This is a genomic window from Pseudomonas sp. SWRI99 (genome assembly GCF_014270125.1).
In the GTDB taxonomy this organism is placed as follows: Bacteria; Pseudomonadota; Gammaproteobacteria; order Pseudomonadales; family Pseudomonadaceae; genus Aquipseudomonas; species Aquipseudomonas hamedanensis.
Genome location: NZ_JABWQR010000017.1, coordinates 82,859 through 104,728, shown reverse-complemented (window position 1 = coordinate 104,728; position 21,870 = coordinate 82,859). Strand labels below are relative to the sequence as shown.

General features: G+C 55.7%; 18 protein-coding genes. 12 read left to right on the top strand and 6 right to left on the bottom strand.

Translation table 11 applies throughout. The annotated features are described in order from the left end of the window. The first annotated feature begins 14 nt into the window (after positions 1–14). The 10 genes from HU743_RS15705 to HU743_RS15660 all read left to right on the top strand — a co-directional run bounded on the left by HU743_RS15705 (position 15) and on the right by HU743_RS15660 (position 11,612). Positions 15–2,051 carry a type VI secretion system tip protein VgrG gene (locus HU743_RS15705; RefSeq protein WP_186649595.1) on the top strand — a complete coding sequence of 679 codons (2,037 nt, stop codon included), beginning with the start codon at positions 15–17 and terminating at the stop codon, positions 2,049–2,051. Between the two features lie 38 nt (positions 2,052–2,089). Continuing rightward, positions 2,090–3,091 (top strand): sel1 repeat family protein, encoded by a 1,002-nt coding sequence (locus HU743_RS15700; RefSeq protein ID WP_186649594.1) that lies wholly within the window; start codon positions 2,090–2,092, stop codon positions 3,089–3,091. Continuing rightward, the gene (locus tag HU743_RS15695; protein ID WP_186649591.1) at positions 3,091–6,132 is read left to right on the top strand and encodes a hypothetical protein; all 3,042 of its coding nucleotides are present in this window, start codon (positions 3,091–3,093) and stop codon (positions 6,130–6,132) included. Before HU743_RS15700 ends, HU743_RS15695 begins: the two co-directional genes overlap by 1 nt. Beyond that, positions 6,129–6,863 (top strand): hypothetical protein, encoded by a 735-nt coding sequence (locus tag HU743_RS15690; RefSeq protein ID WP_186619276.1) that lies wholly within the window; start codon positions 6,129–6,131, stop codon positions 6,861–6,863. The genes HU743_RS15695 and HU743_RS15690 overlap by 4 nt, the downstream gene beginning before the upstream one ends. A gap of 201 nt (positions 6,864–7,064) precedes the next feature. Beyond that, positions 7,065–7,925, top strand: a complete 861-nt coding sequence (locus HU743_RS15685) for a tetratricopeptide repeat protein (protein WP_186649590.1) — start codon at positions 7,065–7,067, stop codon at positions 7,923–7,925. A 99-nt stretch (positions 7,926–8,024) separates the two neighbouring features. Then, positions 8,025–9,392, top strand: a complete 1,368-nt coding sequence (locus HU743_RS15680; RefSeq protein ID WP_186649635.1) for a lysozyme inhibitor LprI family protein — start codon at positions 8,025–8,027, stop codon at positions 9,390–9,392. 137 nt (positions 9,393–9,529) lie between these two features. Further along, positions 9,530–9,985: a cell division protein gene (locus tag HU743_RS15675; RefSeq protein WP_186649588.1), complete on the top strand. Its 456-nt coding sequence runs from the start codon at positions 9,530–9,532 to the stop codon at positions 9,983–9,985. Positions 9,986–9,989: 4 nt separating this feature from the next. After that, positions 9,990–10,577 carry a lysozyme inhibitor LprI family protein gene (locus tag HU743_RS15670; protein ID WP_346656523.1) on the top strand — a complete coding sequence of 196 codons (588 nt, stop codon included), beginning with the start codon at positions 9,990–9,992 and terminating at the stop codon, positions 10,575–10,577. A gap of 119 nt (positions 10,578–10,696) precedes the next feature. Next, a complete protein-coding gene (locus tag HU743_RS15665) occupies positions 10,697–11,413 on the top strand; it encodes an N-acetyltransferase (protein ID WP_238351747.1) in 717 nt (238 codons plus the stop codon). A gap of 37 nt (positions 11,414–11,450) precedes the next feature. Further along, positions 11,451–11,612, top strand: a complete 162-nt coding sequence (locus tag HU743_RS15660; RefSeq protein ID WP_186649584.1) for a hypothetical protein — start codon at positions 11,451–11,453, stop codon at positions 11,610–11,612. A 115-nt stretch (positions 11,613–11,727) separates the two neighbouring features. On the opposite strand, the gene HU743_RS15655 is transcribed toward HU743_RS15660, so the two are convergent. Next, positions 11,728–12,099, bottom strand: a complete 372-nt coding sequence (locus HU743_RS15655) for a DUF6124 family protein (RefSeq protein WP_186649582.1) — start codon at positions 12,097–12,099, stop codon at positions 11,728–11,730. Between the two features lie 574 nt (positions 12,100–12,673). Between HU743_RS15655 and HU743_RS15650 the strand changes: the two genes are divergently transcribed. Together HU743_RS15650 and HU743_RS15645 are read left to right on the top strand one after the other, a co-directional pair. Then, the gene (locus tag HU743_RS15650; protein WP_186619269.1) at positions 12,674–13,051 is read left to right on the top strand and encodes a helicase; all 378 of its coding nucleotides are present in this window, start codon (positions 12,674–12,676) and stop codon (positions 13,049–13,051) included. 187 nt (positions 13,052–13,238) lie between these two features. Next, positions 13,239–15,857, top strand: coding sequence for a hypothetical protein (locus HU743_RS15645; protein WP_186649579.1), 2,619 nt, complete (start codon positions 13,239–13,241; stop codon positions 15,855–15,857). A 65-nt stretch (positions 15,858–15,922) separates the two neighbouring features. Here the strand turns inward: HU743_RS15645 and HU743_RS15640 are convergent, their stop codons facing one another. From HU743_RS15640 to exbD, 5 genes are all read right to left on the bottom strand, one after another. Next, positions 15,923–17,323, bottom strand: a complete 1,401-nt coding sequence (locus tag HU743_RS15640; RefSeq protein ID WP_186649576.1) for an aminoacyl-tRNA deacylase and HDOD domain-containing protein — start codon at positions 17,321–17,323, stop codon at positions 15,923–15,925. Positions 17,324–17,402: 79 nt separating this feature from the next. Further along, positions 17,403–19,478 (bottom strand): ATP-dependent DNA helicase RecG, encoded by a 2,076-nt coding sequence (gene recG, locus HU743_RS15635; protein WP_186649574.1) that lies wholly within the window; start codon positions 19,476–19,478, stop codon positions 17,403–17,405. A 9-nt stretch (positions 19,479–19,487) separates the two neighbouring features. Next, a complete protein-coding gene (locus HU743_RS15630) occupies positions 19,488–20,417 on the bottom strand; it encodes a hydrogen peroxide-inducible genes activator (protein WP_186546032.1) in 930 nt (309 codons plus the stop codon). Between the two features lie 278 nt (positions 20,418–20,695). Next, positions 20,696–21,442 (bottom strand): energy transducer TonB, encoded by a 747-nt coding sequence (locus HU743_RS15625; RefSeq protein WP_186649572.1) that lies wholly within the window; start codon positions 21,440–21,442, stop codon positions 20,696–20,698. After that, on the bottom strand, positions 21,439–21,867 hold the full coding sequence (gene exbD / locus HU743_RS15620; RefSeq protein WP_007920333.1) for a TonB system transport protein ExbD: 429 nt from the start codon (positions 21,865–21,867) through the stop codon (positions 21,439–21,441). The genes HU743_RS15625 and exbD overlap by 4 nt, the downstream gene beginning before the upstream one ends. Between the last annotated feature and the right edge of the window lie 3 nt (positions 21,868–21,870).

The following is a 21,870-nucleotide window of genomic DNA, read 5'->3' as shown; positions in this document are numbered from 1 at the left end:
ACAGGGAGCACACGATGTTCAACTCAGCTAACGAAACCCACTTCAGCCTCAAGGTCGAAGACTACGTCGGCGACCTGCAAGTGCTGTCGTTCACCGGCACCGAAGGCATCAGCCAGGCGTATCGTTTCGACCTCGAACTGGTCAGCGAAAATCCGGATCTGGATCTTGAGCAACTGCTGCACAAGCAGGCGTTTCTGGCATTCGATCCACAAGGCTCGGGCATTCACGGGCAGATTTACCGCGTCGCCCAGGGCGATGCCGGCAAGCGCTTGACCCGCTACAAAGTCTCGATCGTGCCGCAACTGCAATACCTGCATCACCGCACCAACCAGCGCATTTACCAGCAGATGTCGGCGCCGAAAATCATCGCGCTGATCCTCGAAGAACACGGCATCAAGGGCAACGCGTACAGCTTTCAGCTCAGCCAGCCATGCCCGGATCGCGACTACTGCGTGCAGTACGACGAAACCGACCTGCATTTCGTCCAGCGCCTGTGCGAAGAAGAAGGCATTCACTACCACTTCCAGCACAGCGAAAAAGCTCACCTGCTGGTATTCGGCGACGACCAGACCGTGTTCCAGAACCTCGGGCAGCCAACTGCTTATGTGCAGGGCAGCGGCATGGTCGCCGACGAGCCGGTGATCAAAGCCTTCAAGCTACGCCTGGAAACCCGCACCAGCCGCACCACGCGCCGCGACTACGATTTCGAAAAGCCGCGCCTGCAAATGGAAGCCGCGTACAAACCCGATGGCGACAGCACTGAACCGGATCTCGAAGACTACGACTACCCCGGCCGCTTCATCGACCGCGCGCGCGGCAAATTCCTCAGCCAGCGCGCCCTCGAACGCCACCGTGCCGACTATCGTCAGGCTGAAGGTCGCGGCGACCAGACCAAACTGGTCAGCGGCCAATTCATGGAAATGTCCGATCACCCGCGCAGCGAGTGGAACGACCTGTGGCTGCTCACCGAGATCTTCCACGAAGGCAAACAGCCGCAAGTGCTCGAAGAAGGCGTGACCAGCGACACCACGGACGAAAAAGACGACTTCCACCAGGGCTACCGCAACACTTTCCTCGCCATCCCGTGGGACGTGTTCTACCGCCCAGCCCTCGAACACCCGAAACCCCGCGTGCTCGGCAGCCAGACCGCCATGGTCACCGGCCCCAAAGGCGAAGAAATCCACTGCGACCAGTACGGCCGCATCAAAGTGCAATTCCACTGGGACCGCGAAGGCCTGGCCGACGACAAAACCAGCTGCTGGCTGCGCGTCTCCAGCTCTTGGGCGGGCGACCGCTACGGCGCCATCTCCATCCCGCGCATCGGCATGGAAGTCCTCGTCACCTTCCTCGAAGGCGACCCCGACCAACCGCTGGTAACCGGCTGCCTGTACCACAAGGAAAACCCGGTGCCGTATGCACTGCCGGCGAACAAGACGCGCAGCGTGTTCAAGACACTCAGCTCTCCGGGTGGCGGTGGCTACAACGAACTGCGCATTGAAGACAAGAAAGGTGCGGAGCAGATTTACATTCATGCCCAGCGGGATTGGGATGAAAACGTCGAGCACGACCAGAAGATTCGGGTCGGGAATGAACGCCACGATACGGTGGTGAAGAACACCTACACCGAGCTCAAGGCCGAGGAGCACCGCACCACCATCGCCGACCGCAAGGTTGAGGCGAAGCTGGATGATCATTTGACGATTGGGCAGAACCAGCATGTGAAGCTGGGGACGGCGCAACTGACCAGTGTGGGGAAAGAGATTCATCTCAAGGCTGGGGACAAGATTGTTATTGAGGCGGGGACGGAGCTGACCATTCTTGGGGGTGGGAGCTTTATCAAGCTGGATGGCGGTGGGGTTACGGTGGTTGGGCCGGTGATCAAGATCAATGCGGGGGGTTCGGCTGGGTCGGGGACTGGGATTGGGATTAAGCCGCCGGTGTTGCCGGGGGCGGCGGATAAGGATAAGGCGGGGAGTTTGATGGATCAGGCGTTGGGGAATTCGCCGCCTGAGAAGGTTAAGCCGAAGGCTTTTTTTGTGTTTTCTGAGTGATGAATGTCGTGAAGACAACAAACAGGTACGTAAGGCAGATGAAGTGGTTTTCGATTGTTTTGTTGTGCTGGGGGATGACTTCGGAGGCCTTTGCTTCTTCGTCCAGCACCGCCCAATGTCCAAGCGGCAATTTTGCTGATTTCGTAAAAGTTTTCGCATCTGAGCCAGAGACACAGAAAGCGTTTATTGCGTCTCCTCTGAAGCATGTTCACGTGATAGCTGATGGGAAAATACCGAAGGTTGTCGAACGGAGCTTGGGCTCGATTTACGCCGATGAGTTGAAGATGCTGCGTCCGGAAAATGCTGCCAAGTTGGGTTTCACTATTGAAACCAAGATGCCTGACAGAGTGGTCGTGCGTGATGAGGCGGGCCATTTTTTAAAGATTTTCGTCTTCAAACATGGTGATTGCTGGACTCTGAGTCGAGTGGAGGATTGGGCAATCGATTCGGTCATGGAAGAGATCACTCAGTCTGAGAAACTAACGCCCGGTGAGGTAGAACTCAAAAAAGGCGTCATATTTGACAGACTGGTCAATAAAGCGTCTGCCGAATCAGGAATCTATTTATACGCCGCGGCATTGGATAGCTATTTAGATGGTGCCCGGAAGGGTTCGGCGCGAGCAGCATTTGCTGCTGCGGGAATCAGCCTTTCTGGGCAGGCGCCACGCTTGGAGAATTCCAGAATCGTGGCGTTATTGATTCAAGCTTCAGAGCAAGTGCCGGATGCCGGCTTGACTCTCGCAGATTTTTATTGCGATGAAGGTGAATACGACGAAAGTCACGGTTGTATTAATCCCAGAGAATCAATAGCGACATTGGAGCGTGCCGCCCGCCTAGGTTCGACTAACGCACTGATTCGATTAGGTGAAGTGTACGAAGCGGGAGTCCTCGTAGCGGCTGACTTGCCACGCGCGATGGCGTGTTACCGGAATATTCAGAAAACCGATCCCAAGACGGCTACCGCTTTGGTTGAGCGCTTGGCAGCCCGAGGCGTCGTCAGCGATAACTCTATTCAATGTTTTGAAGCAGGAAGCTTTTGATGAGCACAGGACTACTTGAACAAAGGCAGCAATATCGCACTGGTTACGAGTACGGCCCTTTCAAGGGCGAGACTGACCATGATAACGATGGCAAGAAGGAAATCGACTGCTCCGGGCTTCTGTATCGAATGCTGAAGGATGCGGGCTATACGATCCCTTACCTCACAACATCAGGGTTGAATACCGACACTACTTATTTTGATGTGATCCCGCTTGCGGAAGTACAGCCTGGCGATATTGCGCTGTGGATAAACTTTCACGGACACACGGGGGTCATCGAAGACATCTCCGGGTCGCCTGTTCGAAATAAGGGAAATTTTTTCGGTTCACAGTCTTCAAGCGGACCGAAATCTGCCAAATATGGGGCGGGTAGTGGTTACTGGCCAATGCCTGAAAAGTTTTTACGCCCGAAGCCCCAATTCAGAGGCGCACAACCAGCACCTGCACCTACTCCTACTCCTGCGCCGGCTCCTGCACCGGCAGGCCCCGCTCCGCTGATGAGCTTCCAATATCCATTCAGAAAAGCTGACGGTAAGCAGTTTTCTGATGCGGATGAGGTTTACAAGGCTCTCGAAAACGAGAGTGCCGGGCATTATTTGCTGGGCAGCAACAAATTCTGGCACGGTGGCATTCACATCAGCGATGCCAGCGCCCCTCAATGCATTTTGAATGAACCGATTCGCTGCATGGCCGATGGCGAGGTCGTGGCATATCGTCTCAATGAAGATTATTTGGAGTCGACATTTGGCGAGAATGAAAAAAAACTGAAGTATTCCAATTCGTTTTGTCTTGTACGCCATGAGTATAAATCCGAGCCTAATCCTGAAGATGGGCCAAACAAGGGCAAGCAAAATAAGCTGAATTTTTTCAGCCTTTATATGCATTTGCTGCCTTATAAGCGTTATCCGCTGTCGGAGGAGGAAACTCCTAAGCCTAAGGTGACAATGCAGGTTGACGATTTTAAGGCCTACGATAGCTTTCCCGAAGCATCCGGCTGGCCCTCTCCAGGAAAGTTGACTAGCGGGACAAAACTTGAAGTATTGGAGGAAAAAACCACAGGGGATATTACCTATGCCAAGGGTAAGATTCTTTCCGGAAGCGTCAAGAACAACGCACAAAAAGTGCGCTTGTCAGGCAGTGTGGTCTGGTTTGCTTACCTGAAAAATAGTGAGCCATTTAAGAACTCGCAGCAAAAGCGTATATGGCGTGCCGACCCGATTCCTGAGCGTAATAAACCAAAATATTGGCAGGGGAAGGTAAAAGGTACTGCTATCAAAAAGCTGGATCTGTATCAAGAACCGGCTTCACTGCAGAATGGGCAGCCCGCAGGCCCCAGAAAAGGAACAATGCAGCTTAATCCGGGAAGCGTTGTTGAGTTTGAAAGTAAAGATGTATTGAACCTGACGGTGTCGGGAGTTACTCGACGAATGGCGAAATGCACGAAAATCAGTGGCGACCTTGCGGGCGCGGGTGAGGTGACAACTAGTTTTTGGGCATTCGTGGAGAATGAATTTGTCGCTTGGGATGTCATTCCAACAAGTTTTGATTCCGTCGAGCTCACGGGTACGGGGATCAAGGCTGGCGATCCGATTGGCTATCTTGGTCTAACGGAAAATGTGTCTGGAGAGGACGGTAGTGTTTCAAGCAAACATCAGGTTCATGTCGAGATCTTCACAGCAGAAACCCATGTAACGGACTTTTTGAAGAATAGCGCGGGATTGAAAGTCGGTAAACAATATCTTCACTTGTTAGCAGGAACAAATCTGAAAACAAATGCGCCAGCGACAGATTTGACTTCGCTCAAGAAAGCGCATGCCGTTGATCTGAACAAAGCCCGCGCCATCAAAGAAGGCGCTGAGGATTATTATCAGGTTTCCATCATCGAAGACGGCTTGCCCTTAGCCGGGCTGGTAAATAAAAAAGAAACCAAACTAATCACGCAGCACGACTGGGAAAAACTTGGCTTCACTATTGTTGAGGAAGCAAACGCAACGGCAGATGGATTTCTTGATCCGGATAGCATGCCGGAGTTCTTCAAAGAGCTATTCCTGAAGATGGATACCAATGACGATAAGGAAGTTGACCCTGCAGAGCTTGCCGTTGCATTGAAAAATGCAGAGACAAGAGCGAACTGGGCCAAGCTGATCGCCCGTCATCCTACGGAATGGAAAGAAGGAGCAGATGCTGCCAAATGGAATCGACTTGATGTAATTCTAGAAGACACTCCGAAAACCTTGAAGCACGAAAAAGAACGAATCACTAAGTATGTGTTTTGGGAGGATCTGAAAGACAAGGCCACCATGAGTACGGCCTTGGTTTGGCATTTTCATCCTATTGAAATGCTGAGTAACTTCATGAGTCGCTCCGAATTTATAGATGTCGAGCGGTTTGTAGCCATGTATGCTGAGCAACATGCTTCGTTTCAGGCTGATGCGCCTCCGCTTTCTGCCGCGTCCAAGTCTAATTTGCGCAAGATTGCAGAGAATATTAATAAATATCTAGATAAAACCAAAGAAGTTTATACCGTCTATGAATTGTCTTATATGTTCGCAACGGCGCGTCACGAGGCTTATCAGTTTATGATTGGTGAGTATTTTAGTGCTGCTCCCGAGTATGGGCCGGTTGCCTATTTCGATAAATATGACCCTGTGCTTGCAGATAACGCAACACGCAGACAAACGGCGATAAGCAACGGTAACACGGTACAAGGGGACGGTTACAAATACCGGGGGCGTGGTCTCGTTCATTTGACTTGGAAAAATAACTATCAAAAGGCGAAAGATTATTTCGGAATTGATTTTGTCGAACATCCCGATGAGGCCGCCGGGTTTGAAAACTCCGTGCCCATCATGATATGGGGTATGAAAGAAGGTATATTTACTGGGAAAAAACTCGGCGATTATGTAAATAATAGTGCCAAGGACTATGAAGGGGCGCGAAAGGTAATCAACGGTTCTGACCAAAAAGCACTGATCGCGAGTTATGCCGTGAAATTCGAAGCGATACTGAAGGCCACATCAATTGCGCCGGAGACCAAATGAGTATGAAGATTAAATTGCACGTAGGGTTGGCTATTGTATCTTTCGTATTGGCAGATGTTGCAGTCGCCGAGCCGCATGACGTGTATTCAGCCGATGTCGACGCCCAGTCTCTTACCGTTACTTGGTCAGGTGGTAGTAAAACAATAGAAGGCGTAGTCGGCAGCCAAGGCGAAACAACTAGACAGCTGGTTGAATTTAATGGAGGTAAGGCCCTCCATTATGAAAATTTGGCGTCACGTGCTCCTTATGAAGCCTATTTTACTTTGACTAGGCATGGCGCGGAGATTCTCATCGATTGCGTTTACACAAACATTCGCAATGAGCGGAACGGCATTCTAATAAATAAGGCGGTTTGTGGCCTGGAGCGCCCGTTAGCGGACGAGTATGAGGAAGTAGTGTCTGAATTTTCAGATAAGTGGAAGAATTCAACCAACAAGGTTGCTATAAACTCATTGTTGGCGACGCCGCCTCAATCGATTGAGGTTGAAGACTCGGTTGTCGGTGAAATGAAGCTATATCGGATCTACCGCACTCCAGATGAACTCAAGTTTTCTCCCCCTGAAAGTATTGTAAAGAAAGATAGTAGTAGGCACTCATTTAGCACTCACTACGTGTTCCCCGTTTATTCGCCAAAAGATTTAGTTAATCCGCTTTATCTTGATGTTTCGTCTGAAAAGCTTAACAGCTCATTCGTAAGATATGATCAGTCTGCTATGAACAAGTTGTTCTGAACGGATATTTTTCTTAATAGGAGCGCGGGCGGATCTATTGGCGGTTGGTGGCTGCTTTTTTAGGCTAAACTAAGAATAGATCTGTCTCGTTTATTCAATTCGATGCATAAATATGTTCGCCTGTTATGATCTGTATCGATTATGTAAATGGCTAGCTATTTACCTATATGATAGGGATCGCTAGCTTTTGAAGAAAACAAGATGCCTCTTAAAGGCAGGGCTGTGAAAGTGTTAAAGGCTAAGTTATTTATCGGCACATGTCTGCTGTTTTCAATCGGGTCTTTTTGTAATGCCGCAGATTCGAGTCTGACGGGTGCCGATGGTACGGCGCTCAAGTTTTTTACTTGGGATCAAAATGCCGCCGTTTGGAAGCGTGCCATCTTTTCCAAGATGAATAGCAGCTATGATTTATACGAGAGTGGGGTTGAATCTTCCATTGGCGTAGGCATTAACTCTGACTCTCTTTCACCCAACAAAAAATATGCGATGCTTCAGCGGACTGTATTTGGAGAGTTAAGCAAGTGGCAAGATGTGGAGGCCACCGAGAATAACTATTGCGACATGGTTTCAATGGATACTGGTTGCGTACTTTTATCGCGTCCTGCCGAAGCTTGTTCTGGAAGTTGGAAGGATGGAAATTGGTTGGCTGATGGGGGAGAGGTGATTGCGCCGAAGTTGGAAACGATTTCCCCTGCTAACTTAATAAAGTCAGTGGCGACGATCGCTAATACATCTGCGAAAGGGCTTGCTGTAAAGGATCAACTATTCATGGGCCCCGACTCTTATATGAGTTGCTATCCAGCCCCTAAAAACGTCCAGGCCTTGAACGATGTTGGCTTCTATCTGGCACAAGCAGGTGATGATTCGTCCGCGCTGAAGATTTATCGGGGTATCGAAGTAGTCGGTAAGCGGACTGTGCTGATGCTGAATATCGCGGACTCTTTGTGGAATTTGAAAAAAACTTCCGAGGCTGCGCAGTATTACAAAAAATACTCTGACGCTATGATCGCGGAAGGTAAGGCCGGCAAAGTACCTGCGCGCGTTGCTGAGCGGGCAAAATAACAGCACCAGGGAAGCCGCGATGCTGGCCGGCATACGCACCACAGCCGTACGTGTTCCATTTGCCAAACGCAAAGCCTGAATGACTCAAGGATGAACACAGTGAACCGTTTTGTTTTTACCCTGCTAGCCGCGCTGCTGCTGCCAGTTTCATTGGTCTATGCGCAGGACGACTGCAACCACGTCACCTCAAGTCTGGAAATGTTGCCCTGCTCGGAGGCGGAGAAGAAAGCTGCCGATGCGCAGTTGAACCTCAGCTACAAGCAATTGATGTCGCGGCTTGAGTCTGACTATCGAACGGATCCGGCGTTGGGCGCGGAGTACGCGGCGAAGGTTAAAGAGTCGCAGTGTGCGTGGCTAAAACTGCGCGATGCGAACTGCCCTTTGGAGGCGTTCGAGATCGAGACGGGGATGCCGGCGCATGTGGTCGCCGTTAACTCGTGCATTGCCAGAATGAGTCGCGAGCGCTCGGCGTATCTGGACAAGATCGTCCCTGCTCTTGCATCCGATAAGAGCGCTTTGACGTCCCCTGCCAGCGGCGCTTGCCCGTCGGAGGAGTTCGCTCCTTTTCTGAAAGCGTTTTCCGCCAACAGCGAATCACAACGTCGGCTCACTGCTATGACGGTCAAGTCGCTGGTGTTGAAACCGGTAGCGGGGAAGGATCGAAGTACCTTTGAGCCTTCGACCTCGGGTGTCAGTGGAGCTACTTTCACCTATCCGCTGATGGCTGCAATCACGCCCGGCAAGACACCTGGAGTCGAGATCGAAGAGGTTGATGACCGTCACGTCAACGTGGTGGATAAACGGGCGGGTAACAGCAATGTGAAAATCTTCAACTTCTCTCGTCAGGCGTGCTGGGTGCTTGAGGGGATTGAGGATTGGTCGATCAGTGAGAAGGATCTTGTCGCAACAGAGAACCCGGGAATGAGCCGCGCCGAAAACGTTTGTTATCAGCGTGCCGAAGCGTTGGGTGGGCTGGGGTTTCTCGAGCAATACCGGCTGACTGCGGAGTTGATTGAGGCGTCCCTGGAAAATTTTGTGTGTGCTGCTGAGTCGGGTGATGCACAGGCGAGCCTGTCGGCGGCAAGCCTTAGTCTTTCGCAAATGGCATCTCAATTGGAAACCCCTAAGGTCGAGGCGCTGTTCAAAGCTGCATCGAAAATACCGCGCGGCGCGTTGGCCTATGCCACGTTTTTTTGCATCGGAAACTCCACCGACTACAACGGTCCTTGCCTTCATCCCAAGCAGGCAGAAGAGCAGGTCATTCGCGCCATTGAGATGGGTTCAACGGACGCGATGATTTATCTGGCTTCAACGCTCGAGGCTGGAGAGTTGGGAACAAAGGATGTGTCACGCGCACTGGCTTGTTATCAAATGGCGGCCGACAAAGATGACCCCCAAGCGATGGAGCAGTTGAAACGATTAGGCTCGCTCGGCACAGAGCCGATCAAGGCAAGTCACTGCATTTGAAGCAGGATAATGCTTGCTGCTTTTTCGCACGCACCGAGCCTGAATCAGCCAAGGTAAAACGTTTAATTTTTGAGCATCTGACACCCCCGCTTTTCCTTTAAACTCCCCACCCCCAAGGAACGCGCTCAGGACACGGAATGCCAGCCCCTTTTTCCTCGCTTCGCCCAGCGTTGGTGCTTTGGCTATATGCCGCTGCGATCACGCACATCCTCGCCGGTGTCACCCTTACCTGGGCCGGTAACTCCGGGTTGCTAGATGGCTACCTGCAAGTCCTCGAACTTTCGTTCTGGGGGGGCGATGCAGTCCCTGTTGCCGGCCACGAACAACAAGTCTGGTGGCTCGCGCTATTCGGCGCGACGCTGCAGAGTTATTCGCTGTACATGCTTGCGCTGGTGCACTTGGGCAATCGCTTGAAAGTCCCGGCAGTGTGGGGCTGGTTGATCGCAGGAATCCTGTTATGGGCGCCGCAGGACATGTGGCTCTCGGCGCAACAGCAAGTCTGGTCTCACGTGTGGCTTGATGGGGTTGCGTTGTTAGTGTTGTTGCCGCCGCTGTTTTGGCTGTACAGACATGACCGTCAAGGGAAGGAGTGACAGCGTGAAAGTATTTTCGATTCTCCTCGGTTGGTTGATCTCTGCTGCGTTCTCCCCATTGTTTGCTGCAGAAACGTGCAACCCAGACAGTTTGTCCAACCCGGACTTGATCACCTGCGGCCAGCAAACCTTCAAGAAAGTCGATGGTGTCTTGAACGAGCAATACAAAAAAGCGCTGTCGACTCTGGCTCCTGCGGAGCAAAACCATCTGAGAGATGTGCAAAAGAGCTGGGTGCGCTTCAAAGAGTCGTTTTGCGGAGAGCTTTATCAAGCCGCGTTGCCGGGCGCTGAGGCGCCGATCGAGAAGCTCGGGTGCCTTGTGCAAACGACCAACGCCCGTTTGGGTGAATTGATTGCTCTACAAACGGGCTTACCGCTGGACGGTTTTTACAAAGCGGTATCTGCACTTGCAGGGAAGGATCGTGAGAGAAATTTAGCGGCCTCGATTGAGCGGCTGGGAGGGGAAGAGCTCGATGATCCGCTTTGGAAGCAATACGCGGATGGGCACTGCAAAATGAGCGAGCGTTTGTTCCGTGAGGATTTTGCGAATTGCAGGGTGCGGATGCGCTTTCAGTTGCCTATGAATCGTTAAATGAATTTCCGATTTGAAGTTTTCGCGTGCGTTTATCTCTGCTCTGCTGCTAGTACCACTGACTGCCCATAGTGAAGTTTCTACACAGCTAAAGCGGTTGCCATGTTCGGTACTTCAGCGTGGTCAAGCGTTCCTTCAATAGCCTTTTACGTCCTGCCGATGAGCGACTGCGTCGGCGGTTGAGGCTCGAAGGCTGCGGAATGCTCGGACCAAGTAATCAGTGTCAGGTTATTTCTGTTTATGTTCAGAAGCTTGGAAACGGCGCTACCCTCATGGCCTTTGAAGATTGCCAGTGGTTGTCCATGTCCAAGATTCGAGGTAACGGGTATCGCTATCAGATCTGGCGATCTGAGGCGCGCAAGGCTGCGGAAGATATGGCGCGTGAAAGCCAGAATCTAAAAATCCGAGGTATCGAAACTACTCAAATTCGGTATGAGCCTATTACTCCTTTTGCCATCGAAGCTGCCGAGCTTTGGGGTGATGAGGCTACGCTGTACCCGTGGCACGATGTGCATCAATGGAAACAGGCTGACCCCCGTGGCTTTGATGTCTCGCTTTGGTTCAACCACGAATTGTGTGGGTTGTGTTATGCGTCACCGCGCAAGAGCAAACTATGCATCAAGATCGTGATTCTGGAGGGCAAGCCGGAAAGATCCCATCCGTTGCGGGGCACAGTGGCTGCTTTGGCATTAACCGCGATTGAAAACTACGCTCTCTTGATTGGCTGTACAGAAATTGAAGTTCAAGAGCCGGCAGTCGGCGCTATACCCCTATACGAGAATTTAGGGTTTGGCTTTGATCCGACGGGCCGGCTTGTTATTGCGGTTGAGCGGTAATACTATCCAGTCAAATTTCGAGACCCGAGAGGTTTCCATGAAAAAGTCCAAACACGAACCCAAGCCATTGATGGCTGCCCGGTTCCAGGCTGAAGCTCGTGAAGTCTTGGCCAAACGCTCCGGTAAGCGCAGCCGCTTTCTCGATGCTGCACTGTCAAAAGGCATCGATTTTGAGCCTGTCGGTCGACTGGCCGGTTGAAGCTTTCGGAACTCTGTAAAAAGCTGCCCTCGTTGGCAGCTTTTTTATGCTTGGATTTTTACGAACAGTTGCTGAAAGGGGACTCGGCGTCCCCTTTTTTCAACCATAAATCCCGCTACGACTTCGCCGCCGCGCTCTTCACCTCAATATGATCAAGCGTCCCTTCCACCATCAATCTCACTCCGTCCGCCATTCTGCTCAGGGCCAGTGCCACCGAGCGGCGTGAACCGTGGAGATCGTCGGCTAGGTCACACGCGATGACGCTGATGGACAGGAGATCTTCGGAGGCGTTGGCCATGAGGGCTTCGGCGTCGGTGCCGGGGGAAAGTTTGAAGAGACCGGTTTCGCGTTTGGGGTGTGGATCGACGGCTGGTTTGAAATGGTGGTCGAGGGCGCGCTCGGCGGCTTCGTGGAATTTCTTTGATTCCAGGGTTTCGTAGGGTGAGACGTCAGGGGATTCTGGGGGATTGGGTGATGGTTTGATCATTCGGTCTTACTCCAGTTTAAGGAGCCGACACCGTTTCGCTCGCACTTCGAAAGTGGTGGCAGCTGTGCATAGGTGTGCAAGACCGGTGGAGTAACCCGGCAGACCCGAAGGTCTCCCATACACAGCAGCCATAACGATCCGCGAGCATAGGAAAACCCTCGGCGAATTGCCATAACCAATGTGTACTCCAGCCGGACTTGCACATCCGTATCGCCAATCTGCGGCGACAAACAGAGCCTATCGATAGCCAGCCAACTCGCCTAGTTCATGGACAGCCCCGCACTTCGCAGGAAATTTCCCATAGGTTTGCGGGCCGGAAGATCAAAGGATCGCAGGCTTCGCCAGCTCCTACAGAGTTGTGTTTCAACAGGTGTATGGGGTGAGACGCGGAGCGTTTCGGATGCATTACCACGCGGAGCGTGGGAGCGATCAGTTGGGGAGCGTGGAAACGTGACTTGGCGGTCATCGTGCGGGTATTGGTCTGCATCCTCCTCCAACAGTGTCAGATACTGGCGTTATCGTCCGAATCCCTTACACTGCCCCGGCCGTTCATTTTCCTTTTGAGGCTGTGCGCATGAAATTTCGTTTTCTTCTGTGGATGATGGGTTTGTTGATGGCCAAGGCCAGCCGGACCAATCCGGCGTTCCAGCAGCAGTTGGGTGACAAGGATCTGGTGTTTCAGCTACAGACGCTGGACGGGAAAGTGGCACGGCATTTCGTGATCAAGGATCAGCGCATCACCAGCAAGTCCGGCGTGGTGGCGGAGCCGGCGTTTGCGATTGCGTTTAAAGATGCGGGTTATGGCTTTGCGACGATGCAGGCGAAGAACAAGCAGTTGGCGTTTATGCAGGGGATTCAGGACAAGTCGATTCAGCTCAAGGGCAACCCGGCGCTGGTGATGTGGTTTCAGGGATTGATGAAGTATTTGAAGCCGAGGAAGGCGAAAGCGTAAGAAATGGATTGACCAAGTCCAGGCATGCGTCCTGAGTGACAGCGTGCTTTGTCTCGTGAAGCCATAATTCAGGCTCGTAAAGACGCTCGAACTGTCATTTCTGTCAGGTGTTTTGCCTGCGATAGCGATGCTCTACTCAGGTTCCGGTTCCCGCACAGGGACTTTACTGACTTGATGGAGCAAGCTCATGGCACTGGCAAAAAGTTTTTCGACCCTCAAGTCCCTTGATCCGACATTTGCTCAGGGCGGCGTGTTGGCCTTACCGCTACCTGGCATCACGGGCGACGAAGCGGGGGCCGTTCTAGCGCTTCCCGATAAAAAACTCTTGGTTGCGATACCTGTCACCGGAGCGGATGCTCCGGTTGCCATTGCAAAACTGAATGAGGATGGCTCGCTGGACGCGACGTTCGGTACAGCAGGCAAAGGTTTCGTTGAAATAGCGTTGAATGGTGCTCGAATCAGTCATGTATCGGGTCTCGAGGCGCTTGAGGGTGGCGATTGGCTGCTGCACCTTCAGTATTTCTCGAACACTTCAAATGACGTTGGCCTGGCACTGGTCCGCCTGAAAAATACCGGTGAACCGGACAAGTCGTTTGGCACCGAAGGCGTGCGGTTTATCTCCTATTATGGCGTTCCCCAGTCCGCCAGCACGCCGCGCGAGGCGAGTCACCCGAGCACCAGGTCCTCTCAGACTGCGCAGGCTTCGTCGCAGGCAGTGATCGTGCAGGCGGATGGCACGATGATCTTGCTCCATCCCGTGTTCAAGGATGAGTCGCCACTGCCACCAGTGGCTATGGTCATACGCCTGCTGGCGGATGGCTTGCTCGATCAATCTTTCAATCGTACCGGCTATGTCGAATTGGATATCGGCGCCATCTCGAACACCGCCAGCGGCATCGCCGTTCAAGCCGATGGCAAAGTGGTGCTCTGCGGTTCATATCGGGACGGATCGGGAGGCAACGGAATTTTTGTGGCGCGTCTGGATGCGAGTGGCACGCTGGACAATCAATTCAACAATGGCCTGGCTGTGCTGATTCCCGACGACGAGGGCGAGAACTATCTGCAATCTGTCTCGGTGCGTGAAAGCGATGGCCGGATCGTTGTTGCAGGCCAAGCCTTGCGTAACGGTGTCCGCGGTGGCCTGAGCGCCGCATTTACCGCCAGCGGTGCTGCCAATCTTGTGTTCAATGGTGGCAAACCGGTTTTTTCACCGTTGGTAAAAGGGTTGGCGTGGGCGCAATGCTCGCAACTGGGTGGTTCGATCATCGTTGTCGGTCAGGGTGAAACGGCCGTGGTGACGGCGCGTTTTCTCGCTGACGGAAAACCAGACACGGCCTTCAACGGTACGGGACATGCGCTGTTTGAAGACAGCGCTGGGGACGCCGGTGCGCGAGGTCTGGCAGTGCTGGACGACGGTCGGATCGTCGTCTGTATCGGGCTGTCGAATTTTGCTGATCCATCCATAGTGAAAGGACGGGTCGTGCGCTACCTGGCCGGCTCCGCGACTCGAAGCAACGACCCGACGTTCGGCGACGGCGGCATCCTGAGATTTCCATTTCCCGGGTTCACAGGGTACGACGTGCGGGCGCTGCTGGCGCTGCCGCAAAAAAAACTGCTGGTTGCCGTTCGCCTCTCGACGGCCGGCGCGCCTACGCAAATCGTCCGTCTGCTTGAAAACGGTGCACTCGACAGAGCCTTCGGCGGGCAGAACAGCGGCTATGTCGAGATCAGGCTGAAAGATGACTTCTTCATGAGCCGCATCCTCGGCTTTACGCCACTTAGCGATGGCGGCTGGCTGGTTGTGGCTCAGTACACCGCGGAAGGCGAAAATTACTCAGCGGGCCTGGCGCTAGTCAGACAGCGCGAGGACGGGCAACTGGAGACGTCTTTCGCAGAACAAGGTGTGCTTTACCTGGCTTACGAGGAGATGGGAGGCGGCGGACATACCGGATTGGCGGAAGAATCTCCAAGCGCTGCTGCGGCGGCTGGCACAGCAGGGACTGTCGCTCAACAAGCGGACGAAAAAATTGTCGTCGTCAGCACTGTTGAGGATGTTACCGGCCGCAGTAAAGGTATCGTTCTGAGATTCGATTCGAACGGTTTACCTGACACGACATTCAATGGCGCAGGCTTTGCTTTTGTGGAGCTTGCAGGCATTTCATCTGCGGACACCGTCGGGCAATCCGTGGCAGCCCATACCGACGGTGGAGTGGTGGTCTGCGGTAATTATTTCGCCGCGAGTGTTCATGGCGGCTACGTCATTCGGTTTGATACCACGGGCAAGATTGACACAGGTTTTGGCAACAACGGAGTGGTAGACATCGTCCATACCCAATGGATCAGCCTGGACGTTGCGAAAATAGTCGCTGACAAAATCGTTGTGGCCGGCGGTGCGGCGGTGGAGGGCGTCCCTCAGGGCTTGATTGCAGTGCTCAATTTCAGCGGCTCTTACAATCGAGTGTTCAATGGTGGGCAACCACTAATCTCTTTACCCGTCTCCCAAGGCGTCAGATGGCTGCACTGCGTGCCGCGAGCGGATGGCTCAATCATCGTCTGCGGCGGCAGTGGTGTCGGCGCACTTGACGATGATCTCAGTGCAGTCACCGCACGTTTCCTGGCGGATGGCTCCCCAGACACCTCATTCTTCGGCACGGGATTCACCGTTTTCAATGAAAACGACGGATTTGAATACCCTCACGGCATGGCCGTAATGGACGACGGGCGCATCGTGGTGGGCGGAGTGTTCGTCACGGATACGGGATATGAGAAAGGCTGGGTGATCCGTTATCTGGACGAGTCGGCATAAGCCGCGCCGGTTGGCACATCGCGGGCAAGCTTCGCTCCAAAAGGCGTTGCTTGCCCGCTTTGCATTCAGCCCTGACTGAACTGCGAGGCCAGTTCCCGCAACAGCACTTCAGCCTCAAGCACTTTGCTGACGACGTCGTTGGCCTTGTCGCGGCTCAGGCCGACGCGTTCGAGCAGGGCATCGGGAATATCTTCATCCGGCCCGGAGCCGATGCCGCGGCTGCGCAGCAGGCGCACGGCCAGGCAGACGAGGTTCGGGTATTCGGCGTAGGCGCCGTCGTAGCTTGGGTCGTGCTGGAAGCGCAGGGCGGTAGCCAGCTCATCCGGCATGTCCCAGTAGCGCATCAGCCACGAGCCGATCTGTTCGCGGCTGATACCCAGCAGGTGTTGCTCGATGTAGCTGTGGCACAGGTGCGGGTTGACCTCCAGATGGCGGCAGATCAGCGAGAAGTGCGGCGGGAACACGTGGGCCAGCAGCAGATAGCCGAAGTTGTGCAGCAGGCCGGCCAGATACGTCAGGCCGGCTTCCGGGCGCTGGGCGCGCGGCATGGCGCGGGTCAGGCCTTCGATGACGGCGGCGGTGTAGATCGATTGCTGCCAGTACGGCGTCGTGTGCTGCGGGTGGTCTTTGGGCAGGCTCAGGGTCTTGCCGAGGGCCAGGCCCAGCGCCAGGTTGATCACCAGATCAAACCCCAGCACGCGAACGATCGCGTCTTCCACCGAACGGATCTTGCCCGGCGAAGCGTAGTACGGCGATGCGGCCCAGCTCACCACTTGCGCGGCCAGCGCCGGGTCGGTTTCGACCACGCCGGTGATGTCGTCGATGGTGGCGTTGGGGTCGACGCGCAGCTTGATGATTTTTTGTGCGGTTTCAGCCAGCGGCGGAATTTCGATGGTTGCTTCCAGTCGCTGCTGGATGCGCCGCGCGGTGAACGCCTGCACGGCCTGGGTGATTTCCTCGCGGTCATCATCCGGGCGGTCGAGGTTGGGGCGAATGCTGCTCAGGGCTTCGCCGAAGTTGGCGGCGCTGGCCTTGGTCAGCATGGTCTTGAAGTCTTCGCTGCTGATTTCCAGCAGCAGGCCCGGTTCGCCGGAATTGATCAGCAGCTTCGGCTCGCGCAGCAGGCTTTCTTCATAGAGGCACGGCGAGCTGGTCAGCGCCGGCAGGCCTGGCAGCAGGCTCAGGTTGTGTTTGCCGAGCATCTTTTCCAGACGCTCGGTGGACACTGCAGTGAGACGACGGCCAGTCAGCTCGGCGAGGCGATTGAGATCGAGCAACTGGCTTTGCGGAAACAGCACCATCAGCGCGCCCACGGCATCGTCCAGCAACACCGCTTGCACCTTGCGCGAGGCGTTGAGGCCGTGGTGCTCCAGCACTTCTTCGTAGGCGATACCCAGCTTGCCGAGCAACAGCCGAATAACAGACGGCGCGTGCGGGGATTCGGGGGCGAGAGCTGCGTCAGTCATGGTCTGTATCCGTTTTTGAAACAATGGCAGGAGTATAACCAGCTTGCTCGGAAGGTTCTGTCAGAAACTGCGACCGTGCTCACACTTGGCCATATTGCTGCCCATGCCGCAGCCAGCGGTCGAGCAATGGGCTGACGTGGGTCGGCCAGCGCTCCAGCAATGCTTGCGCGGCGTCGCGCACGGCGGGCAGTAAATCGGCATCGCGCATCAGGTCGGCGACCTTGAATTGCAACAGGCCGGTCTGGCGGGTGCCGAGCATTTCGCCGGGGCCGCGCAGCTCCAGGTCCTTTTCGGCGATGACGAAACCGTCGTTGGTTTCGCGCATGATGCCCAGGCGCTGGCGACCGATCTGCGACAGCGGCGGATGGTAGAGCAGCACGCAGTGGCTGGCGGCGCTACCCCGGCCGACGCGACCACGCAACTGGTGCAGTTGCGCGAGGCCGAGGCGCTCGGGGTTTTCAATGATCATCAGGCTGGCGTTGGGCACGTCGACGCCGACTTCGATCACCGTGGTCGCGACCAGCAGTTGCAGGTTGCCGGCCTTGAATTCGGCCATGACGGCGGCTTTCTCGACCGGCTTCATGCGCCCGTGAATCAGGCCGACTTTCAGTTCGCCGAGGGCGGCGGTGAGGTCTTCGAACGTGGTTTCGGCAGCCTGGCAGGTCAGCTCTTCGGATTCTTCAATCAGCGTGCAGACCCAGTAGGCCTGACGACCCTCGGCGCAGGCGCTGCGCACTCGCTCGATGACTTCGACGCGACGGGTGTCGGTGACCAGCACGGTGTTGACCGGGGTTCGACCGGGCGGCAGTTCGTCAAGGATCGAGGTGTCGAGATCGGCGTAGGCACTCATCGCCAACGTCCGCGGAATTGGTGTGGCGGTCATGATCAGTTGATGCGGGCACATGCGCCCGCCAACGCCTTTCTGCCGTAGCGCCAGACGCTGCTGCACGCCGAAACGGTGCTGTTCATCGATGATCACCAGTGCGAGATTCTTGAACTGCACTTCGTCCTGAAACAGCGCGTGGGTGCCGACCACCATCGGTGTGCCGCTGGCGATCTGTTCCAGCGCGGCGACGCGGTTTTTGCCCTTGAGCTTGCCGGCCAGCCACGCGACTTCAATGCCCAGCGGTTCGAGCCAGCGCTTGAAAGTGATGAAGTGCTGTTCGGCCAGAATCTCGGTCGGTGCCATGAGCGCGACCTGATAACCGGCCTCCAGCGCTTGCAACGCGGCGAGGGCGGCGACCACGGTTTTACCTGCGCCGACGTCACCCTGAATCAACCGCAGCATCGGTTCGTGCTGGCTGAGGTCGTAGGCAATTTCGTTGCCGACCCGTTGCTGCGCGCCGGTCGGGTTGAAGCCGAGGTTCTCCAGGTATTTCGGTGGCAGTTTGGTGGCTTTCGGCATCGCCGGGGCGCGTAGGGAACGCAGGCTTTCGCGCAGGCGCTGCTGCGACAGTTGATGGGTGAGCAATTCTTCGAAGGCCAGACGATGCTGCGCCCAGTGATGGCCGAGCGCGAGTTCGTCGACATCGGCATCGGCGGGCGGGTTGTGCAGGTAGCGGATCGCGTCGGCCAGCGGCGCCAGTTGGTAGTCGCGGGCCAGCTCGGTCGGCAGCCAGTCGGGCAGGGTGCTAGGCTTGAGCAGCGTCAGGGTCTGCATGCACAACTGGCGCAGACGCTGCTGGGTCAGGCCTTCAGTGAGCGGGTAGACCGGGGTCAGGGTTTCATCCACCGGCGGCGGTTCGTCGCCAGTAATCGCGCGGTATTCCGGGTGGTAGATTTCCAGCCCTGACGCGCCGGGCCGGGCTTCGCCGTAGCAGCGCACCCGCGTGCCGCGTTTGAGGCCTTCTTTCTGCGCGTTGCTGAAATGGTAGAAGCGCAGACTGAGGCCGCCGGTGCCGTCTTGCAAGCGCACGACCAGACTGCGGCGACGGCCCATGACCACGTCAGCGCCGCTGACGGTGCCTTCGACCACGGCGTCCTGTCCCGGCCGCAACGCGCCGATCGGCACCACACGGGTGCGATCCTGATAACGCAGTGGCAGATGAAACAGCACGTCCTGCAGATTCTCCAGGCCGACCTTGGCCAGTTTCTCGGCCATGGCCTCGCCGACACCCTTGAGTGCCGTCACCGACACTTGCGACAGCTCCGTCATGACCGTGGCTTAACCGGCTTTAACCGGCGCGGCGGGTTTGGCCACCGAGCACAGGCGAATGGAGTCGGCGAGAATTTCGATGGCTTTGGGCCGCGGGAAGCTTGCGCGCCAGGCAATCGCCACGGTGCGGAACGGTACAGGGGCTGACAGTGGACGCACTTCGATCACGCCCGGGGCGTAGTGATGGCTGTCCACTGCCGACAGCGGCAGGATCGAGATGCCCAGACCGGACGCGACCATATGGCGAATGGTTTCCAGCGAGCTGGATTCGACCGTAGTGTGCTTGGCGCCGTCGTTGCCTTTGGTCAGGGTCGGGCAGGCTTCGAGCACCTGATCGCGGAAGCAGTGGCCTTCGCCGAGCAGCAGCAGGCTCTTGTCGTTGAGCAGGCCGGCGTCGATGGTTTCTTTCTGCGTCCACGGATGCTGGGCCGGCATCAAGACGTAGAACGGCTCGTCGTAGAGCTGCAGCGTCAGCACATCGGCTTCGTTGAACGGCAGGGCGATGATGATCGCGTCGAGCTCGCCGTTGCGCAGTTTGTCGCGCAGCACGTGGGTGAAGTTTTCTTCGATGTACAACGGCATCTGCGGGGCGACCCGGTGCAGTTGTGGAATCAGGTGCGGGAAAAGGTACGGGCCGACCGTGTAGATCGCGCCAACCTTCAGCGGTGCGGTCAGCTGGTTTTTGCCAGCCTGGGCCAGTTCGCGGATGCCCTGGGCTTGTTCGAGGACCTTCTGCGCCTGAGCGACGATGCCTTCGCCCACCGGGGTCAGGCGCACGGCGCTTTTGCTGCGCTCGAAAATCAGCACACCGAGTTCGTCTTCAAGTTTCTTCACGCCCACCGACAGCGTCGGCTGACTGACGTGGCAACGCTCGGCCGCGTGGCCGAAATGCTGCTCTTGGGCGAGGGTAACGATGTAGCGTAATTCTGTGAGGGTCATAGCAAGCGTCCATGAAGATGCGCGCCAAGCATACCGGCTGCAATCGATAGACGCACGTTATCAGACTGAGGGCTGAGTGCGACACCTGCCTAGGTGGGTTTGCCGCTGGCAGATACGCAAAAGGCACCTTTCGGTGCCTTTATTATCCTATCTCCCGGCTGCAGAGATCCCTTGTAGGAGTGAGCCTGCTCGCGATTGCGGTGTATCAGGCAGAAAATCATCGTCTGACATACCGCTATCGCGAGCGGGCTCACTCCTACAGGGTATTGCGGTGTTGCTTAGCGGCGGCGTTCGAGCGAATAAACAAACGGCGCAACAATTTCGATCGAGCCGTTGTTCAGCATGTCAGCCGGTGGCTTGGGCAACGGTTGGGCGCGGCGGATCATTTCCAGGGTCGCCCGGTCCAGATCGGCGTTGCCGGAGCGCCCTACCAGTTCGAACGACAGCACATTACCTTCGCCATCAACCACGAAGCGCAGACGGTTCAAGCCTTCCTTGCCCCGTGCCTGAGCGCTGGCCGGGTATTTCTTGTACTTGGCCAAATGCGCGAGCAGGGTGCCTTGCCAACTGGCCTTGGCCGCCAATTGTGCTGGCGACGGACCCGGCGCAGGCTGGGCGGATTTCTCCGTGGGTGCCTGGGTCGGCTGGGTGTCGGCCGGTTTCTCTTCGGAAGGCTTCTCCTTCGGCGGCTCGGGCTGCTTCTTCTCCACTGGCTTCGGCGGTTTGGGCTTGGGCTTCGGCTTGGGTTTCGGTACCGCGATTTCCGCTTTTGGTGCTTCGGCCAGTTTCGGAATCGGCAATTCTTCAACCGGAGCCGGTGGCTGCGGCGGTGTGACGACTTTCGGCGGAGCCGGCGGTGGCGGGGCAGGCACCGGAGCCAGCTCGACCATCATTGCCTGTGGGGGCAACTCGATGGGCGGGCGGCTGGTCCAGTTCAGCGTCAGCGCGATGGCCAGCGCATGAACGCCCAGCACCACGGCCAGGCTACCGCTGTAACGCGTCAGCTTATGGCGCGTCGTGATCATTTCTTGGCTGCCGTCTCAAGTCCGACCAGACCGACCTTCAAGTAACCGGCCGAGCGCAATTTGTCCATCACACTCATCAGATCACCGTAATCCACGCCTTTGTCGGCTTGGAAGAAGATGGTGGTGTCTTTCTTGCCCTGGGTTTTGGCGTCGAGCACTGCACCAAGGGTCTCGGCTTTCACTTCGTCGTCACCGATGTACAAACGCTGATCAGCCTTGACGCTGAGGAACACCGGTTTTTCTGGCCGCGGCGCCGGTTTGGCGGTCGAGGCCGGCAGGTCGACCTTGATGTCCACAGTGGCCAACGGTGCGGCCACCATGAAGATGATCAACAGCACCAGCATCACGTCGATGAACGGCGTGACGTTGATTTCGTGGTTCTCGGCCAGATCGTCGTCTGCGCCTTCTTTCAAATGCAGGCCCATGGC

What these genes read in the sequence shown, in the direction of transcription:
- HU743_RS15625 (WP_186649572.1), bottom strand. Translation starts at nt 21,442, where the DNA reads ATGATCACGACGCGCCATAAGCTGACGCGTTACAGCGGTAGCCTGGCC.
- HU743_RS15645 (WP_186649579.1), top strand. Translation starts at nt 13,239, where the DNA reads ATGGCACTGGCAAAAAGTTTTTCGACCCTCAAGTCCCTTGATCCGACA.
- HU743_RS15685 (WP_186649590.1), top strand. Translation starts at nt 7,065, where the DNA reads ATGCCTCTTAAAGGCAGGGCTGTGAAAGTGTTAAAGGCTAAGTTATTT.
- HU743_RS15695 (WP_186649591.1), top strand. Translation starts at nt 3,091, where the DNA reads ATGAGCACAGGACTACTTGAACAAAGGCAGCAATATCGCACTGGTTAC.
- HU743_RS15655 (WP_186649582.1), bottom strand. Translation starts at nt 12,099, where the DNA reads ATGATCAAACCATCACCCAATCCCCCAGAATCCCCTGACGTCTCACCC.
- HU743_RS15630 (WP_186546032.1), bottom strand. Translation starts at nt 20,417, where the DNA reads ATGACCCTCACAGAATTACGCTACATCGTTACCCTCGCCCAAGAGCAG.
- HU743_RS15675 (WP_186649588.1), top strand. Translation starts at nt 9,530, where the DNA reads ATGCCAGCCCCTTTTTCCTCGCTTCGCCCAGCGTTGGTGCTTTGGCTA.
- exbD (WP_007920333.1), bottom strand. Translation starts at nt 21,867, where the DNA reads ATGGGCCTGCATTTGAAAGAAGGCGCAGACGACGATCTGGCCGAGAAC.
- HU743_RS15660 (WP_186649584.1), top strand. Translation starts at nt 11,451, where the DNA reads ATGAAAAAGTCCAAACACGAACCCAAGCCATTGATGGCTGCCCGGTTC.
- HU743_RS15700 (WP_186649594.1), top strand. Translation starts at nt 2,090, where the DNA reads ATGAAGTGGTTTTCGATTGTTTTGTTGTGCTGGGGGATGACTTCGGAG.
- HU743_RS15705 (WP_186649595.1), top strand. Translation starts at nt 15, where the DNA reads ATGTTCAACTCAGCTAACGAAACCCACTTCAGCCTCAAGGTCGAAGAC.
- recG (WP_186649574.1), bottom strand. Translation starts at nt 19,478, where the DNA reads ATGACGGAGCTGTCGCAAGTGTCGGTGACGGCACTCAAGGGTGTCGGC.
- HU743_RS15650 (WP_186619269.1), top strand. Translation starts at nt 12,674, where the DNA reads ATGAAATTTCGTTTTCTTCTGTGGATGATGGGTTTGTTGATGGCCAAG.
- HU743_RS15690 (WP_186619276.1), top strand. Translation starts at nt 6,129, where the DNA reads ATGAGTATGAAGATTAAATTGCACGTAGGGTTGGCTATTGTATCTTTC.
- HU743_RS15640 (WP_186649576.1), bottom strand. Translation starts at nt 17,323, where the DNA reads ATGACTGACGCAGCTCTCGCCCCCGAATCCCCGCACGCGCCGTCTGTT.